This is a genomic window from Streptomyces sp. NPDC056734 (assembly GCF_042790455.1).
GTDB lineage: Bacteria > Actinomycetota > Actinomycetes > Streptomycetales > Streptomycetaceae > Streptomyces.
Genome location: NZ_JBHTZD010000006.1, coordinates 246,152 through 263,838, shown reverse-complemented (window position 1 = coordinate 263,838; position 17,687 = coordinate 246,152). Strand labels below are relative to the sequence as shown.

The 17,687-nt window shown below is 72.1% G+C and carries 15 protein-coding genes; all 15 read right to left on the bottom strand.

Translation table 11 applies throughout. The features are described from left to right. Positions 1 to 189: 189 nt before the first annotated feature. Complete coding sequence (locus ACFRFC_RS11510; RefSeq protein WP_382680848.1) at positions 190 to 1,413, bottom strand: cytochrome P450; 1,224 nt, start codon at positions 1,411 to 1,413, stop codon at positions 190 to 192. A 93-nt stretch (positions 1,414 to 1,506) separates the two neighbouring features. After that, on the bottom strand, positions 1,507 to 2,172 hold the full coding sequence (locus ACFRFC_RS11505) for a response regulator (protein WP_382680847.1): 666 nt from the start codon (positions 2,170 to 2,172) through the stop codon (positions 1,507 to 1,509). Then, on the bottom strand, positions 2,169 to 3,542 hold the full coding sequence (locus ACFRFC_RS11500) for a sensor histidine kinase (protein WP_382680846.1): 1,374 nt from the start codon (positions 3,540 to 3,542) through the stop codon (positions 2,169 to 2,171). The genes ACFRFC_RS11505 and ACFRFC_RS11500 overlap by 4 nt, the downstream gene beginning before the upstream one ends. Positions 3,543 to 3,610: 68 nt before the next feature. After that, on the bottom strand, positions 3,611 to 4,957 hold the full coding sequence (gene mycP, locus ACFRFC_RS11495; RefSeq protein WP_382680845.1) for a type VII secretion-associated serine protease mycosin: 1,347 nt from the start codon (positions 4,955 to 4,957) through the stop codon (positions 3,611 to 3,613). A 24-nt stretch (positions 4,958 to 4,981) separates the two neighbouring features. Further along, on the bottom strand, positions 4,982 to 6,556 hold the full coding sequence (locus ACFRFC_RS11490; protein WP_382680844.1) for a WXG100 family type VII secretion target: 1,575 nt from the start codon (positions 6,554 to 6,556) through the stop codon (positions 4,982 to 4,984). Beyond that, positions 6,556 to 7,116, bottom strand: coding sequence for a hypothetical protein (locus ACFRFC_RS11485; RefSeq protein ID WP_382680843.1), 561 nt, complete (start codon positions 7,114 to 7,116; stop codon positions 6,556 to 6,558). The genes ACFRFC_RS11490 and ACFRFC_RS11485 overlap by 1 nt, the downstream gene beginning before the upstream one ends. Positions 7,117 to 7,258: 142 nt before the next feature. Further along, complete coding sequence (locus ACFRFC_RS11480; RefSeq protein WP_382680842.1) at positions 7,259 to 7,933, bottom strand: response regulator; 675 nt, start codon at positions 7,931 to 7,933, stop codon at positions 7,259 to 7,261. Beyond that, a complete protein-coding gene (locus tag ACFRFC_RS11475) occupies positions 7,930 to 9,495 on the bottom strand; it encodes a sensor histidine kinase (protein ID WP_382680841.1) in 1,566 nt (521 codons plus the stop codon). Before ACFRFC_RS11475 ends, ACFRFC_RS11480 begins: the two co-directional genes overlap by 4 nt. After that, the gene (locus ACFRFC_RS11470; RefSeq protein WP_382680840.1) at positions 9,488 to 10,750 is read right to left on the bottom strand and encodes an acyltransferase; all 1,263 of its coding nucleotides are present in this window, start codon (positions 10,748 to 10,750) and stop codon (positions 9,488 to 9,490) included. The genes ACFRFC_RS11475 and ACFRFC_RS11470 overlap by 8 nt, the downstream gene beginning before the upstream one ends. Then, entirely contained in the window at positions 10,743 to 11,765 is a 1,023-nt protein-coding gene (locus ACFRFC_RS11465; RefSeq protein WP_382680839.1) for an alpha/beta hydrolase, read from the bottom strand. Before ACFRFC_RS11465 ends, ACFRFC_RS11470 begins: the two co-directional genes overlap by 8 nt. A gap of 267 nt (positions 11,766 to 12,032) precedes the next feature. Further along, a complete protein-coding gene (locus ACFRFC_RS11460; protein ID WP_382680838.1) occupies positions 12,033 to 12,962 on the bottom strand; it encodes an alpha/beta hydrolase in 930 nt (309 codons plus the stop codon). Between the two features lie 264 nt (positions 12,963 to 13,226). Next, positions 13,227 to 14,516: a kynureninase gene (gene kynU / locus ACFRFC_RS11455; protein ID WP_382680837.1), complete on the bottom strand. Its 1,290-nt coding sequence runs from the start codon at positions 14,514 to 14,516 to the stop codon at positions 13,227 to 13,229. Continuing rightward, a complete protein-coding gene (locus ACFRFC_RS11450; protein WP_382680836.1) occupies positions 14,509 to 15,345 on the bottom strand; it encodes a tryptophan 2,3-dioxygenase family protein in 837 nt (278 codons plus the stop codon). Before ACFRFC_RS11450 ends, kynU begins: the two co-directional genes overlap by 8 nt. 228 nt (positions 15,346 to 15,573) lie before the next feature. Next, the gene (locus ACFRFC_RS11445) at positions 15,574 to 15,987 is read right to left on the bottom strand and encodes a DUF3151 domain-containing protein (RefSeq protein ID WP_382680835.1); all 414 of its coding nucleotides are present in this window, start codon (positions 15,985 to 15,987) and stop codon (positions 15,574 to 15,576) included. Between the two features lie 133 nt (positions 15,988 to 16,120). Further along, positions 16,121 to 17,596 carry an MFS transporter gene (locus ACFRFC_RS11440; RefSeq protein ID WP_382680834.1) on the bottom strand — a complete coding sequence of 492 codons (1,476 nt, stop codon included), beginning with the start codon at positions 17,594 to 17,596 and terminating at the stop codon, positions 16,121 to 16,123. Positions 17,597 to 17,687 lie beyond the last annotated feature (91 nt).

The following is a 17,687-nucleotide window of genomic DNA, read 5'->3' as shown; positions in this document are numbered from 1 at the left end:
CCCGGCGCCTCCCCCGCGCCCCAGCGGTTTCCCGGATTCCCGGAGCCACCGAGCCCTGGGAATCCCCAGAACCCCCGGAGCCTCCGGACCCCCGGACTCGCGGACCCCCGGACCCCCGGACCCCCAGGGGTTACCTCCTCAACCCGCGCGAGACCAATCACGGCATCACGGCATCACGGCATCACGGCATCACCCCACTTCCACACTCAGCCCCTCCAGCCCTCTGATCACAAAGTTCGGCTTGCGCCGCGGGTCCGCCGCGAGGCGCAGCGTCGGGGCCTTCTCCAGGAGGGCTGTCATGGAGGCGGCCAGTTCGATACGGGCCAGGGGGGCGCCGATGCAGTAGTGGATGCCGGCGCTGAAGGAGATGTGCGGATTGTCGGCGCGGGTGAGGTCGAGCCGGCCGGGTGCGCGGAAGACGGCCGGGTCGTGGTTGGCGGAGCCGAAGAGCAGCGCCAGTTCCGAACCCCGCGGGATCAGCCGGCCGTCGATCTCGATGTCGTCCAGCACCCACCGCTCGAACAGCTGGAGCGGGGTGTCGTACCGCATCAGCTCCTCCACGGCCGACGGCACCAGCGAGTGATCCGCCCGCAGCGCCGCCAGCTGGTCCGGGTTGCGGAACAGCGCCCACCACCCATTGACCGTCGCGTTCACCGTCGCCTCGTGCCCGGCGTTGAGCAGCAGCACCGCCGTGGAGATCATCTCCTGCTCGGTGAGCCGGTCCCCCTCGTCATGCGCCTCGATCAGCCCGGAGATCAGATCCTCCCCCGGCTCCTTGCGCCGCTCGGCGATCAGCTCCCGCAGATACTCCGAGAACTCCACCGACGCCCGCACCGCCCGCTCCGCCGTCTCCGGCGACGGCTTCAGCTCGTACATCCCGCAGATGTCCGCCGACCAGGGCCGCAGCGGCGCCCGCTCCCCCTCCGGGATCCCGAGCATCTCCGCGATCACCGCCACCGGCAGCGGCTCCGCCACCTCCGCCAGCAGATCACCCCCGCCCCGTCGCACCAGATCATCGACCAGCTCACCCGCCAGCCGCTCCACATAAGGCTTCAGCCGCTCCACCGTCCGCGGTGTGAACGCCTTCGACACCAGCCTCCTGATCCGGGTGTGGTCCGGCGGCTCCAGGTCGAGCATCCCGTGGTCGTTCAGCGTGTGGAACGGCTCCTGCTCCGCCGGCGGCGCCGTCCGCCCGAAGTCCTCGTGCGAGAACCGGTGCTGATACGTCCGCCCCAGCCGCCGGTCCCGCAGCAGCGCCGACACATCCGCGTGATGCGGCACCAGCCACTGATCGCTGGGCTCGTACCGGATCACCCGCCCCCGCGCCCGCAGCTCCGCGTACGCGGGGTACGGGTCGGCCAGAAAGGCCGGATCCCAGGGGGCGAACACCTGCGAAATCTCACCTATTGCCATGAACGGACGCTAGCCCGACGATCCACCCCCTGACCAGACCGTTCCCCCTTCACCCTGCCCCCTCGCCCTCCCCCTCGCCCGGCGGTCCCGCGCTCAGCTCGGCGTGACCAGCCGGGCCTCGTACGCGAACACCGCGGCCTGGGTACGGTCTCTCAGCCCCAGCTTCACCAGGACCCGGCTGACATGCGTCTTGATGGTCGACTCGGCGACGACCAGCCGCTCCGCTATCTCCGAGTTGGACAACCCCTGCGCGATCAGCACCAGCACCTCCGTCTCCCGCTCGGTCAGATCGCCGTACGCCGCCTGCGCGGAGGACATCAGCCGCGGGGCGTCGGCCAGCTTCGAGAACTCAGTGATCAGCCGCCGGGTGACCGACGGCGCCAGCAACGCCTCCCCGCCGGCCACCACCCGCACCCCGTCGGCGAGCTGCCGCGCCGAGGCGTCCTTGAGCAGAAAGCCGGAGGCTCCCGCCCGCAACGCCTGGTACACGTACTCGTCCAGGTCGAAGGTGGTCAGCACCAGCACCTTGGCGCCGTCGTCCGCGGCGACGATCTCCCGGGTGGCCTCGATGCCGTTCAACTCGGGCATCCGGATGTCCATCAGCACCACGTCCGGCGCCAGCTCGCGCACCCGCTCGACCGCCTCGCGGCCGTTGACTGCCTCGCCGACCACCTCGATGTCCGGCATCGCGTTCAGCAGGACCGAGAAGCCCTCGCGCACCATCATCTGGTCGTCCGCGATCAGTACGCGGATCGTCATACGTCACCCCCCTCGCTCACCCGGGCCACCGGCAGAAACACCGCCACCTCGTACCCTCCCTCGTCCATCGCTCCCGCCGTCATCTCGCCGCTCAGCATGGAGACCCGCTCGCGCATCCCGGTGATGCCGTGCCCCGCGCCCGGCGAGGGCTTGATCAGGGACGGGTTGGGCGGCGGGTCGTTGACTATGCGCAGCCCCAGCCCGCCGAGCACATAGCCCACCTCGACCCGCGCCGCCGCGCCCGGCGCGTGCCGCAGCGTATTGCTCAGCGCCTCCTGCACTATCCGGTACGCCGACAGCTCCACGCCCTGCGGCAGCTCCCGCACCGCGCCGGTGATCGTCTTCTCCACGCCCAGGCCGGCGTCACGGACGTTGTCCAGCAGCCGGTCCAGGTCGGCCAGGGTGGGCTGGGGGGCGTCGGGGGCCTCGTAGTCCTCGGCTCTCACTACGCCCAGGACGCGGCGCAGCTCCGTCAGCGCGGCGACCGCGTTCTCCCGGATGGTGACGAAGGCGCGCTCCAGCTCGGGCGGTGGGTTCTCCACCCGGTAGGGCGCCGCCTCGGCCTGGATCGCGACCACCGACATGTGGTGCGCCACGACGTCGTGCAGCTCGCGGGCGATGGTGGTGCGCTCCTCCAGCAGGGTGCGCTTGGAGCGCTCGTGCTCGGTCACCGTCTGCTGTGCCGTGACCTCCTGCTTGGCCTGGCGGACCACCTGCCTGGCCTCCCGGCGTATGTGCCCGACCGAGACGACGAGCAGGACCAGCGCGGAGATCATCAGCATCGGTCCGGTGGTGCCACCGATGCCCCCCGAGCCGAGGGCGGTCTCGGCGAACAGCCCGTACCCGGCGGTCAGCAGCCACATCCACGCGGCGGTGCGCGGCCGGGTCCGTATCCCGACGATGGTGAGCACGGCCAGGTGGCTGATGAAGGTCCCGGCCGACCAGGGCCAGTCGTCCCACTCGCCGGTGAACATCCCGGCGATCGGGGTGACCGCCAGGGATATCCAGAAGGCGCCGACCGGCCGGACCAGTGTGGCGAGCACGGGGATCAGGCAGAGCAGTCCGGTGAGCAGCGGGACGGGATCATGAGAGCCGCTGAACCAGCCGGCGAGGAACGCGATCATCCCCAGCCCGGCCACCATCACATGCGGCGCATAGGCGACATAATCCCGCAACCGCCCCCGCAGCCGCCGCGTGAACGGCCCCTCCATACTCATCCTGGCCAGCGGCCGATACACGAACGCGTCGTGCATCAGATCCTGCCGGAGGCCCCGAAGGGCATCCATGGCCATCCGGAACTCCGGGCTGCGCTCGTACGCCCCGCCCTCACCGCCCGGCGAGGTCGGAACCATCTGGGTCGTCTCCGTCACACCCAAAACGGTATGCGTCCACCCGTGTCACCGTCGTCACCAGTGAGAGGGGTCATATCGGATCCCTCTCAGGTACTAGGCGGGTAGCGGTCGCTCGGGACGGTCGGGGCGGTCGGGGGTGGCGGGTACGCCGTGGTGGGGTAGCCGAACTGGCCGGGAGCGGGGGGTGGGGGTACGGGCGTGGCGGGCTGCCGACGGCTGCGGACGACCAGGGTGAGGGCGGCTGCGGCCAGGACGGCGGCGCCTGTGCCCAGGGCGAGCCAGAGGGGGGTGTCGCTGTCGTCGGAGGGTGTGGCCGTCGCCGCGGGGGACTGCTGGTCCGCGGGGGTGTCGTCCTGCGGGTCGCCGGGAGAGGTGGCTTCCGGGGCGGCGGGGGGCTCCGCCGCGTTCAGGTCCGGGAGTGGGTATTCGTCCGCCGGACCCGGGTCACCGGGGGCTTCGAGGGCGATTCGGGGGCGGACGATGCCGTAGCCGATGGAGTCGTTGCGTTCGGCGCCGTCGGTGGGGGCGCCGATGGTGTTCAGCATGACTCTCAGGACCTGGTTGTTGGTCCAGTCGGGGTGCTCGGCCCAGATGAGGGCGGCACTGGCGGAGGCCAGGGCGGTGGCGTCGCTGGTGCCGTGGGATGTGCAGAGGCCGGTCTCGTTCCCGCAGGTGTGCACCATTTCCTCGCCGGGGGCCGCGATGTCCACCTGCGGGCCGTGCTGGGATTCGTCGGTACGGCGGAGGTCCTTGCCCACTGCCCCGACCCCCACCACGCCGGGTGTGGCACCGGGGTACTCGGGCAGATTGCCCTCGTCACCACTGTTCCCGACCGATGCGAAGATCAGCGAGCCCTTCTCCAGCGCGTACCGCACCGCCTCCGTGAGTTGTGGTGACCCCGATGTGACACCGAGGGAGATGTTGATGACCTGGGCGCCCTCGTCGGCCGCGTAGCGGATCGCCTTCGGGGTGATCTCGTTGAACCGCTCCACCTGGGCGGCCTTGTTGGCGGCCGATTCCCCCGGCGGCACCCGGATGGGCAAGATCTTGGCGCCCGGAGCCAGCCCGAAGGCGCCCTTGCCCCCTCCCCAGGCACCGGTTCCGGCGATCAGACCGGCCATGCCCGTGCCATGCCCGTTGTAGTCGGTGTGCGCGTCCCCCGGCTCGTCCGGCGCGAAATCCTCGCCGGGCAGCACACGGCCCTCCAGGTCGGGATTGTCCGGGTCGACTCCCGAGTCGATGACTGCCACAGTGACGCCCTCGCCCGTGCTGGTCCGCCACATGTCCTCTGCCTGCATGGCGTCGAGAAACCACTGCTGTTCTCGGGTCGACTCCGCGTAGGCGGGAGTGCCCGCCGCGCTCACCAGCAATACGCCGAGCACCGCCGATGCCGCGGCCAGGCGATTCCGGCGCCGCGTACCGCTGATGAGCATGTGAGTTCCTTCGCCCTTCTGCTGTCAGTCGATGACCGGCGGCACGATACGACGTCCGTCGTTCGGCCCCCTGGTCTCCTCGTCCTCGGTCGCCCTGCGGCGCTCCCCGCGCCTGTTGTCCCTTCGGGACCGGGTCGTTCGGTTCTGTGGCGTGGTGGCACCCCCGCCGCCACTGCCCGTACGGGTGCCGGAGGGGATGCCTCCGGCAATGCCACCCCTGGTGGCATTCGTCGAGCCGCTGGAGCCCGAACCGGATGTTCCGGGTGAGCGTCCACCGGAGCGGCCCGGCTGCTGCTGCGGGCTGCCGCCCACGACGCCGTTCCGGGGCAGGGCCCCGCTGGCGGGCAGGGGCGCACGGCCGCCGGTAGCCGGAGCCTGCGGGCCGGTCGGCCGACCGAGCGGCTGCCCGGCTGGGGCGCCGCCAGGCCCTGCCGCTCCACGGGAGCCCTGGGTCTCACCACCGACCACCACACCCCTGGGAATGCCCGAGGTGCGCCCCTCAGCCGGTGTGGTGGGCCTGCCGCCGACAATGCCTTGGGCGCCGCCACCTGGCACACCGGTAGCACGCCCGGTCGCCGAGGCGACAGCACCGCCGCCGGACAGCGGCGGTGTCCGCCCGGTCCCCACCGCGCGCACCGACCCCGTCACTCGGTCTGGGGTTCTCTTGCCGCCGAACGCCGGTGGGACCGGGCCGGTCAGCTGAGATCCACCGCCCTCGGCACGAGAGGGGCCGGGTGGAGCGGCCGTCGAACCGGGAGACGTCCGGTTCCCGTCCGGCATGGTCTCGACAGCGTTGACCTCCATCCGGGTCTCCACCGGGTCGGGGGCGGCCGATCGAACAGGATCCTGTGGCACCGACGCCGGCACCGGGCGCGAGGACGAGGGCGATCCTGACCCAGTCGATCCGTCCGCGCCCCCATATGTCGCCGGAGGGACTGACCCTCCGGGATCCGACGTGATCTGCTCCCCACCGCCGGGACGAGCGATCGACTCCATGGCATAGCGGTTCTCCGGATCCCCCGGCACGAACGCCTCCGGCGGAGGCGGAAACCGTGGCCTCTCCAAGCCGTTCAGCTGTGTCGCCGACACCTCATACGTCTGGGCCAGCTTCCGCATCTCCGCCGCCGCGTCCTGGCGGACCCGTTCGCGGTCGGCGTTCAGGGCCGCGAGGTCGTTGGCCGCCTCGGTAGCGATGGTGCGGGCGTCGGGGTCGTTGCGGGACTCGGTGGCGGCGTCGAGGTTGGCCTCGGCCGACGGCAGGTCGCGGGGGATGGCGGTCTGGGCCTGGGCGATGGCGGTGGAGGCGCGGCTGAGCCAGCTCGCGGACTCCTCGCTGAAGTCGCCGAGGCGGATCGTCGCGTTGGCCAGGTCACCCGCCCAGGTGCGGAAGGCGTCCGCGCCCTCGCCCTTCCACTCGACCCACTGCGGGCGCACCTTCAGCTCTTCCGCGATCTTGTGGATCTCGTTCGCGACCGCGATCAGACGATCCGCCGCCGCCTGGATCGGGCCGGCGTTCGCCTGGTCCAGCCAGGTCAGCATCTGTTCGTGGCTCATCGACTCGAACGGCGTACCGCCGCCCCCAGTGCCCCCGTCGGCCATCAGATCGTGCCTCCCGCGTCGTCCTCGGCCTCCGGTTGCGCGGTGTCCGATTCCGTACCTGTGTCCGTGGTCCGCGGGCCCGGGCGCTGCGGGTCGTACGTGCCGCCGTAGTGCTCCGTCGTCTCCGCGCTGATCGCCGCCATACGGTCGCGGATGTCCAGGTCCATATTCTCGTAGCCCTTGTGCGACGCCTGTACCGCGATGCCCATGCCCTCGATCGAGTCCGAGAGGAGCCGGGAGAGGCTCTCCAGCTCGCCGATGACCGTCTCGTACGAGCTGAACAGGCCCGTCGCCTCCGCCCATTGACCGTCGCCGCCGCCGAACTGGACCCTGCTCAGCGGCTCCTCGCCCACCTGTCCCGGGCCCGCCGGGGACTCCTTCAGGTCGCGGATCAGCTCGTCCACACGTCTCTTGAACTCCGTGAACGACGTGAACTCGGTGACGATGTCACCCACCGCGCTCCCCAGCGCCCCGAAGGGCCCGGCCAGCAGACCCGCGCCCAACGCACCCCCGAACCCCTCCGGCAGCACAACAGCCTCCCCGTGATGCGGAACAACCATGACCGCACTCGCAACCATAACCGGCGGCAGTGACAAGCCGCAGACGCGCTGTGACCGGATTTCGCCGATTGCTATCGCGTCCTGCCGCAGCGTGCCGCCGGCCTCCGTGCCCTCAGCGGCCCTCAGTGGCCCTCAGTGGCCCTCAATAGCCCTTCGGGCGCACCACTCCCGACTCGTACGCGAACACCGCCGCCTGGGTACGGTCCCGCAGGCCCAGTTTGACGAGGATGCGGCCCACATGGGTCTTGACCGTCTGCTCGGCCACCACCAGGCGTTCCGCGATCTCCGCGTTGGACAGGCCCTTCGCGATCAGGGACAGGACCTCCGTCTCACGGTCCGTCAGGGTGGCCACGCGCTGTTTCAGGGGGGCCGGGGCGGTGGTGCCCAGGCGGGAGAACTCGGCGATCAACCGGCGGGTGATGCCGGGGGCCAGCAGCGCGTCCCCGGCGGCCACCACCCGTACCGCTTCGGCCAGTTGGTCGGCCGAGGCGTCCTTGAGGAGGAAGCCGGAGGCGCCCGCGCGCAGGGCCTCGTAGACATACTCGTCCAGGTCGAAGGTGGTCAGGACCAGGACCTTCGTCACGGGCATGGCGGTGGTGACCCGGCGGGTCGCCTCGATGCCGCCCAGTTCGGGCATGCGGATGTCCATCAGGACCACGTCCGGGGACAGTTCGGCCGCCTTCTCGACCGCTTCCAGGCCGTTCACCGCCTGGCCGATCACCTCGATGTCGGACTGCGTGTTGAGCAGCACGGTGAAGCCCTGCCGGACCATCTGCTGGTCGTCGGCGATCAGTACGCGGATCGTGCCGCTCGTCATGGGAAGTCCTTGGGGAAGTGGATCCGGAGAGGGGTGCCGGTGTCGTCGGGGGGCGCGAGGGACATGCTGTCTCTGGGCAGGAACGCCGAGACGGAGTAGCCGCCTTGCAGGGTTCTGGTCGCGGTGAGCTGGCCGCCGAGCATCGTGGCCCGCTCCCGCATCCCGAGCAGGCCATGGCCCGCGCCCGGCGACGGCTGCACCGGGTGACTCGGACGGGAATTGATCACACCCAGGTGCAGGCCCTCGGGGAAGTGGGTGATCTCCACGCGCACGTCCGAGCCCGGCGCGTGCCGCAGCGCGTTGCTGAGCGCCTCCTGGACGATGCGGTACGCCGAGAGTTCCATCCCCGGCGGGTACGGGCGGGCCGGTTCGCCCACGATGTCGGTGGTGATGGTGAGGCCCGCGGCCCGGGTGTTGTCGATCAGGTCGTCCAGGCGGTCCAGCGTCGGCTGCGGGGCGTCCGGCGCGACCCCGGTGCCCAGGCCCGCCGCGTCGTCGGGGTCCTCGGAGCGCAGCACGCCCAGAACCCGGCGGAGTTCGGTGAGCGCCTCCAGGGCGTTCTGGCGGATGCCGTCGAGGTTCTCCTTCAGCTCGTCCGACGGGTTCTCCACCAGATGCGGGGCCACCTGCGCCTGTATGGAGATCACCGACATGTGGTGCGCCACCACATCGTGCAGCTCGCGCGCGATCCGGCTGCGCTCCTCCAGCAGGGTGCGCCGGGCACGCTCCTCCGCCGTGATGCCCGTCTGCTCCACCAGCTCCACCCGCGCCACCCGGCGGCCCCGCAGCGCCGCCCCGAGGAGGGTGACGCCTGTGAACAGCGCCACCGCCACGGTGCCGGTCGACGTGTACTGCGCACCGCCCAGCACTCCCTGGATGATCCAGGTGACCAGGGCCGTCACCCCGACGGCCGCCGTCGAGACCGGCGTCCGCACCCGCAGGGCCAGCAGGAACAGCACCAAAGCGTGCCCGCCCATCGCTGGTGGGCCCCACGGCCAGGGTGTATTGGCCAGCGACGGATCGGCGAGCAACTGGTCAGGCACGCCCGGTCCGGGCGGGCTCCCGGGCAAGGGTGCTCCGGCCGCGGGCGGCATATCGCCGAACAGCTCCTCGCGCGCGCCCAGCGCGGTCGCCACGAACGCCGCCAGCGACAGCCACCAGGCCGGCATGGGCAGCCACGGCGCCAGCACCACCGCCGCGCTCTGCGCCAGCCCGCACAGCACGGCGAACTCGATGCTCAGGTGATAGCCATCGAGCAATTGGTCCATATTGGCCAGCAGGACGACGATCGCCGCCAGCACGACCAGGCCGTGCGGCAGCCAGCGCAGCCACAGGGACGGCGGCATCGGGTCGTAGGACAGGTCCCGCAGTTCGGTCACCACGCCCCGCAGCCAGCCCACCGCGCGACGCGGATCCAGGCGCGTGTCCGCCACGTGCCGCGTGTCCGCCCCGAGCCGGTCGGTCGCCGCGACCGGGTCCGGCGACCCGAGCCGGTCGCGGCACGCCTCCGCCGTGCGCTCGTCCCGCTCCCCCTCGCCGTTCACACCGCTCACCCTAGACATCGGTCTCCCTCCCCCGTAGCGCCCCCGTGGCGCGCGCTGCAACCATCCCTTCGGACGGCATGGCTCCCGGCACCTGCCGTGTCCGTACCACCCGTGATCTGCGGCCCTTCCGGCTCGCGGGGGCGGCATGCTCCCAGGAGCGGAACGCCGCCCAGCACACGCCCAGGGCCAGGGCGAAGGCCGGGAGCCAGGACAGACGCCAGGCGACCCAGGCCAGGTCGTCGGGGCGGGTGTGCAGGCCGGGCAGCCGGCCGGCCAGCAGGCCCGTCGCCGTGGTCGCCATCATGGCCGTCTGGTGCCAGAGGAAGACCGTCATGGCCGAGAGATTGACCAGCGCCACCGCCGCCCACGCCACCGGGCGGCGCATCCCCCGGCGCAGCGGCCCGCGCAGCAGCAGCGCGAGTCCGCACTGGGCCAGCCCGAAGGTGACCGCCGCCAGCGTCGGCGGGTTGAGGTTGGAGACCTCGGCGCCCGGCACCCCGACCATCGAGGCCGGATACCCCGCCCAGGCCACCAGCCCGGCCGTCGCCACCGCCCCGCCGGTCAGCAGGATCCACCCCGCGCGGGGGCGCTCCAGCTCGCCCCGGGTCCAGGCGGCGCCCAGCGTGTACGGCACCAGCCAGCCGGCCGCCAGATTCAGCCAGCCGAGCCGGTCGGGGCCGCCCAGGCCGAAGCGGGCCAGATCCACGTGCAGCACGAACGCCAGCGGCCACAGCGGGCTGACCTTGGTCAGCAGCGGGGTCGCCGCCGTCAGTACGGCGAAGACCAGCAGGAACCACAGGGGGGACAGGGCCAGTTTGACCAGGGTGTGGACGGTCGTGAGGTCGGCCGACGACAGCAGCAGCACGGCCGTCGTCACCGTCCACAGGGTGAGGACGGCGGCCACCGGCCCGAAGAGGCGGGACAGCCGGGCGGTCAGCCAGGGGCGGTAGCCCACGCCGCGCGCCCGCGCCGACGCATGACTGCGGGTCGCCACATGCCCTCCCACCAGGAAGAACACCGCCAGTGTCTGGAACAGCCAGGAGACCGGGGCCAGCCACGGCATCGGGTCCAGCGGGCTCGCGGCGCGCAGGGTGTCGCCGTCGGCGACCAGCGCCGTCACCAGCCAGTGGCCCAGCACCACACCGAGGATCGCGAAGGCGCGCAGGGCGTCCACCGCACGGTCCCGGTGCGCGGGTGTGGCCGCGTCCATCCGATCGGCCTGGTGGCCGAGGGCGCGCCATCGGGAGCGCGTTCCTCGCCTCGCCTCAGTCATGGCTCACCTCCCCCGTCTCACCGAGCACGATCCGGGCCAGGTTGGCCAGCGACTCCGAGCCCGGCGTGAAGTAGTCGCTGTGTCCGCCGTCCCCGGCGGAGAAACGGCGGGCGCCGTACGCCGGGGACATCGGGTCGGTGCCGAAGCCGACGGTCGTGCCGAACAGGTCCGCCTCAAGGTGCGGCACCTGCCCGACCCAGTCGTCCGCCCCGCGTCCCGCCCAGACGCGCGCGGAGGTGCCCAGGTCCGACACCGTCTCCACGCCCGTCCCCGGGCTGCCGGTGAAGGCGATGTCGTCGACGTCGAGGCCGGGGGCCGCGCGGGCGCACACCACCGAACCGTAGGAGTGGCAGAGGAGGGCGATACGGGTGTCCTGGCCGCTGATCCCGTACAGACCGGCGATGAACTCCCCCAGGTCCGGCGCCGCTTCCTCCGCGCGGGACGTGGTCATCACCGTCGTACCGACCGTGCCCGGCGTCTCGTAGCCGAGCCAGGCGACGACCGCTGTGTGCGGGTCCGCCGGGGCCCGCTCGGTGAGCTGCCGGTGCAGGGACCGGGCGGCTGTGCGGAAGCGCGTGTATGTGTCGAGGGTGGTGTCGGAGCCGGGTATCAGGACGGCGACGCGGTCGGCCCGTGCCAGGTCGCCGAAGACCTCCGTGACCCGCCCCTGGCCTCGGCCGTCGAAGGCGAGCAGCAGGCGGCCCGGGTCGTCGGCCATCGCCCGCTCCACCGCCGCCCGGCGGGCGTCGCCGTGCTCCTCGGCCATACCGGCGGCCTGGGCGGCGTTGGCGCGGTTCGCCGCGTACACCGCATCCAGCGTGGCCGCCGTGACGCGGCCCAGGTCGGCGGGCGGTGGCGCGGGGACACCGGGGCGGGTGGCGGCGGCGAGGGGGACGACCAGCGCGGCCATGATGAGCGCGGCGAGGAGCGTACGGAACCAGCGTGAAATACCGGGAGCGGCTCCACGCGTCGGGTCGGCGACGCCGCCGGCGCCCGCCCGTCCTCCGCCCGTCATGACGGCGGCGCCGACGCCCCTCCGTCCCCCACGCGCCCCGGACCCCGCCGCCCACTCCCGCATGTCCCGCCCCTCCCCCTCGGCCCGTCCATCGGGCCCTTCCCATGGGAAAGTTACGGATCTCGGCTCGTCGTCCGCGTCCCGCCGGAGAGCCGTCCTGGGAGGTCACTCTCAGGTATTACGGGTATGACTCACTGACCCGCTGGGCCTCCGAGTCTTCTACCATCCGATACCGCCCGATACCGCCCGATACCGTCCGAGCGGGTCTCACCACGCAAGCTGCGCGATCTCCTCCACCACCACCGCGCACGCGTCCGCCGCAGGGTCGATCAGCGGATAGTGGCCCACATCCTCCAGCAGCGTCAGTCCCACCACCTCGCCCGCCTTCGCCGCCGCCTCCGTGTACGCCTCGGCGACCGCCTGCGGCACCACCGTGTCCCGCCGGCCCTGCACGACGGTCGTCGCGATGCCCGTGGGGAGCAGCTGGGCGGGATCGGCGTACGGCTGACGGCCCGCGAACTCATCCTGGCCACCGAGGAGTTGGACGGCCGCACCCCCGCACACGTCCAGCTTCTCCGCGACCGCGAAATCGGCGATCGGGGCGAGGGCGACCACCCCGCGCAGCGGGGCGGGCCGGGGGGTGCGCCAGGGCGAGTCGGCGGGCAGGAGATGCCGTGCCGCCGCCCACAGGGCGAGATGGCCGCCCGCGGAGTGGCCGGTGATCACCATACGGCGGGGGTCCGCCTGCGGGAGGACCTCGCGTACGAGGGCGGGGAGGGCATCGAGCGCGGCGGCCATGTCGTCGAACGTGTCCGGCCAACGGCCCGCCGGCACACCGGAGTCGGGGGCGTCCTGGCCGCCCGGCGCGTCCGGAAGGTCCAGGGCGCCCCGCCGATACTCGACGTTGGCCACCGCGAACCCCCTGCGCGCCAGGAAACCGGCGAACGGAGTGATGTGGCGGCGATCGTAGGCCGCCCGCCAGGCCCCGCCGTGCACGACGACGACCAGCGGCACGAGCGGTGCCGGAGGCCCGGGATCCGCGGGCTCGTCGAGGTGCGGGGCGTAGAAGTCGATCACCTGGTCCGGGTGGTCGCCGTACGCGGCGGTGGCGTCCGGAGCGACGGGCGGGTGCGAGAAGGCGGACTCCTCCTCGGCGGCTTCTGCGGCGGCCCTTGCTACGGCGACGTCGTCCGGCATGCTCCAACCTCTCAGCGGCGAAATGGAATTGGCGGACCAGGTGGGGATTCGGCCGTTGGCCGGGACGGTATCAGGCCGGTGACGTGCGGGGACACGCGGATATCACGCTGGGTGAGGGCTAAACGGTTCTCTTGTTCCGGTACGGAGGTGTACGGGCGGTAATCCACCTCCGCATCACCCGCATCACCCGCACCCGACGGCGAGCCCCCAGACAAAGGTCCGCCGTCGGGTGCCAGGTGCCGATCTACTCAGCCGACCAGCCGGCTACCCCCCAAGACCCTTCCCGAGGCCGCCCCCGAGACCGTCCCCAAGACCGTCCCCGAGAACCTCCCCCAGACCCCCCGCCGCCCGCTCCGCATCCGCGAACCCCACATACAGGGGCGTGAAGCCGAAGCGCAGGACATCGGGCTCGCGGAAGTCGCCGACGATCCCCCGCTCGGCGAGGGCCCGCATCACCGCCCCGGCGTCCGCGCAGCGCAGCGCCACCTGGCTGCCACGCCGCCCATGGTCGTACGGGGTGATGCACTCGACCCGCCCCTCGGGAACGTACGCCTCCACGCACTCCAGGAAGTAGTCCGTCAGAGCCAGGGACTTCGCGCGTACGTCCGTCATCGAGACGCCGTCCCACACCTCCAGCGCCGCCTCCAGGGCCAGCATCGAGAGGATGTCCGGCGTGCCGACCCGGCCCCGGACCGCGCCCGCCGCCGGTTCATAGGCGCCCCGCATACCGAACGGCTCCACGTGGGAGTTCCAGCCGGGGAGCGGGGAGTCGAAGGCGTCCTGCCGGTCCCGGCTCACATACAGGTACGCCGGTGAACCCGGGCCCCCGTTCAGGTACTTGTACGTGCAGCCGACCGCCAGATCCACCCCGTGCTCGTCCAGCCCCACGGGCAACGCGCCCGCGCTGTGGCACAGGTCCCACACCGCCAGGGCGCCCGCCGCGCGGATCGCGGAGGTCAGGGCCGGGAGGTCGTACAACCGGCCGGTGCGGTAGTCGACGTGGTTCAGCAGGACCGCCGCCGTACGTCCGCTCAACGCGCCCGGCACCTCGTCCGGCGCCACCGCCCGTACCGTACGACCCGTGAGCCGTGCGGCGGACTGTGCGATGTAGCCGTCCGTGGGGAAGGTGCCGGCGTCGACCAGGATCTCGTCCCGGCCGTCCCCCGCGATACGTACGGCGCCGACCAGCGCCTTGAAGACGTTCACGCTGGTCGAGTCGCCGACCACGATCTGGCCCGGCGCCGCGCCCACCAGCGGGGCGATCCGGTCGCCGATGCGCTCCGGCGCGGTCCACCAGCCGCTCTCCTCCCAGGAGCGGATGCGCAGTTCACCCCACTGGCGCTCGATGACGTCGGCCAGGCGCGCGGGCACGTGCGCGGGCAACGCGCCCAGGGAGTTGCCGTCCAGATACACGGTGTCGTCCAGGACGAACGACGACCGCGCCGCGGCCAGCGGGTCCTCGGCGTCCAGCTTCCGGGCCTTCTCCGCCTTGAGGCCCGCCGCCCTGAGGGCCCCCGCCTTGAGGGCCCCCGCCTTGAGAGTCGCGTCAGACATAGGACCGCGCCGTCCACAGCTCGGGGAACACGTTCTTCCGGGCCCGCTTCTCCAGCCAGGCCACGCCCGCCGAGCCGCCCGTACCGGCCTTCGCGCCCATCGCGCGCCGGGTCGCCACCAGATGGTCGTTGCGCCATCGCCACACCAGCTCGGCCACGTCGGTCAGCGCCTCGCCCAGCCGCCCGAGGTCGGAGTCCCGCCGCACCTCGTCGCCGTAGATCTCCGCCCACACCCGCTCGACGGCGTCATCCGCCTCGTACCGCAGCGACACGTCCCGTGTCAGTACCGCCTCAGGTACCCCGTACCCCCGGCGGGCCAGCAGCCGTACCACCTCGTCGTACAGGCTCGGCTCGTGCAGCGCCTTCTCCAGTTCCGCGTGGACGCGGGGCGCGCCGCGGTGCGGGACCAGCATGGACGACGACTTCTCGCCGAGCAGGAACTCCATCCGCCGGTACATCGCCGACTGGAAGCCGGAACCGTCGCCGAGGGCGCCGCGATAGGAGTTGAACTGCCGAGGGGTGAGCTGGCCGAGCGGCTTCCAGGAGGCGTTCAGCGCCTCCAGTTCCCGCGCGGAACGCTTCAGCGCGTCGATCGCCGTCGGCACGTCGTCCGAGCGCAGCGCCGCCGCCGCGGTCTCCCACTCATGGACGACGACCGTGAACCACAGCTCCATGACCTGGGTCGTGACCAGGAAGACCATCTCTCCGGGATCGTCGGAGAGGGTGTGCTGGAGGTGGGTGAGTACGTCCGCCTTGACGTAGTCCTCGTACGGGGTGGTCCCCTGGAAGTCGAGATGCGGAGCCGCGGGCTCGTGAGCCTCGTGGGACATCGCTGTCTCCTGATGTGTACTCCGGGTAGCGGTCCGCCCCTGCCGATGCCGGCACGGGGGCCCCGGTCCCCACCCGCATCCTGCGCACCGCCCCGCCCTGCCCGCAAGGCGTACCCCGGGTACATCGCACGACGTACCGGCATCCGTGCCGTACCCGGGGTACTTCAGCGCACCCTGACCCCCGTCACCCCAAGGCACCCAAGGGGGTACCCCGAGATCAGCCCGAGATCACCCCAGGGTCTGCGCCGCCGTAGGCGAGGAGTCCTTCAGGAACTGCGTGCAGCGCTCGTACTCCTCCTGCTCCCCGATCGCCTGCGCGGCCCGCGCGAGGGCGTGCAGGGCGCGCAGGAAGCCGCGGTTCGGCTCGTGCTCCCACGGCACCGGCCCATGGCCCTTCCAGCCGCTGCGGCGCAGGGAGTCGAGACCGCGGTGGTAGCCGGTACGGGCGTAGGCGTACGACTCCACCGTGCTGCGCCGCTCGTAGGCGTCGTCGGCGAGGACGGCCCAGGCCAGCGAGGAGGTCGGGTACTTCGCGGCGACCTCGGCGGCCGGGGACCCGCCCGCGAGCAGTTCGCGCGGCTCGGGGTCGTCGGGGAGATGGGTCGGGGGCGGTCCCCCGAGGAGGTTCTCGTGAATCGTCATGGGGTCCAGTCTCGTACATCCCGCGCCTCCGTCTCCCCCTTGAGCTGCACGGGCTGAGCCGCACGGACCCGGTCGAGCCGCACGGGCCCGGTCACCCGCGGGACTACGGGACGCAGGGGGCGCTACCCCGGCCCTACCCCTCCCCCAGCCGCCCCGAGGACTTCACCCCCGGCTCCAGCGGCGGAGCCGTGATACTCCCGTGGGTCAGACACTCCGGCCGGGTGCAGTCCGGCGGCGGTCGCCGTACCGTCGTGAAGGCGACCACCGCGCCCACCACCAGCACCCCGGCACAGACCAGCATCGCCCGGTCGAACGCGCTGTCGAAGGCGGTCGGTGAGCGGTAGGCGTCCTCGCTCATCCCGGAGATCAGCGGCAGCGCGGCCACCGCGATCAGGCCCGCCGCCCGCGCCGCCGCGTTGTTGATGCCGCTGGCCAGACCCGCCCGCGAGGTGTCCACGGAGGCGAGCACGGTCGCGGTGAGCGGGGCGACCAGGGTGACCATGCCCAGGCCCATCACCAGCAGCGCGGGCAGGACGTCCACCAGGTACGACGCGTGCTCGCCCACCCGGGTCATCAGCAGCAGGCCGACCGCGCACAGGAGCGGCCCGACGGTGAGCGGGATCCGCGGGCCGATCTTGGTGGCGAGTTCGCCGGAGCGGGCGGAGAACAGCAGCATCAGGACGGTCGTCGGCAGCAGCGCCGTACCGGCGGCCAGGGCCGAGTAGCCCGACACCACCTGGAGCTGGAGGACGGTCAGGAAGAAGAAGCCTCCGAAGGCCGCGTACACACACAGAGTGACCAGGTTGACGGCCGTGAACTGCCGCGACGAGAAGATCTCCAGCGGCATCATCGGATCCGCCCGGCGCCGCTCGACCATGACGAAGGCGACCCCGGCCGCGACCCCCAGGATCGCCGTCACCACGACCACCGCCGTGCCGCTGCGCGCCTCGATCAGCGCGTATGTCACCAGCGCGAGCGACAGCGCGCCCAGGCAGGCGCCCAGTACGTCGAAGCGGGCGTGGGGCTTGCCGTCGGAGGACTCCGGTACGTGCCGCAGCGCGACCGGCACGCACACCAGGGCCAGCGGGACGTTCAGCAGGAAGACCCAGCGCCAGCCCGGCCCGTCCACCAGCCAGCCGCCCAAAAACGGGCCGATGGCCGCCCCGATGCCGCCGAACCCGGACCACAGGCCGACCGCCCGCCCCCGGTCGTCGGGGTGGAAGGACGCCTGGATCAGGGAGAGCGAGCCCGGGGTGAGCAGCGCCCCGCCGATGCCCTGGAGGGCGCGCGCGGCGATCAGCACCTCGGCGTTCGGCGCCAGCCCGCACAGCAGCGAGGCGACGGCGAACCACACCACGCCGATCACGAAGACCTTGCGGCGCCCGTAGTGGTCGCCGAGGGAGCCGCCGAGCAGGATCAGCCCGGCGAGGGTGAGCATGTAGGCGTTGACGGTCCACTGGAGGGCCGCGAGATCCGTGTTCAGGTCCTCGCCGATGCGCGGGAGGGCCACATTGACGACGGTCGAGTCCAGCAGCGCCATGCTGGAGCCGAGGACGGTGGTGAACAGGAGCCACTTGCCCTGCGGTGAGGCGATCCGGACGTCAGGCATGACGACAGATATACAACGAGCCCGGCGCGAGGGCACCGGGCTCGCCGTGACCTGGGTACTACGTCAGCCGACGTACTACTTCAGCCGACCT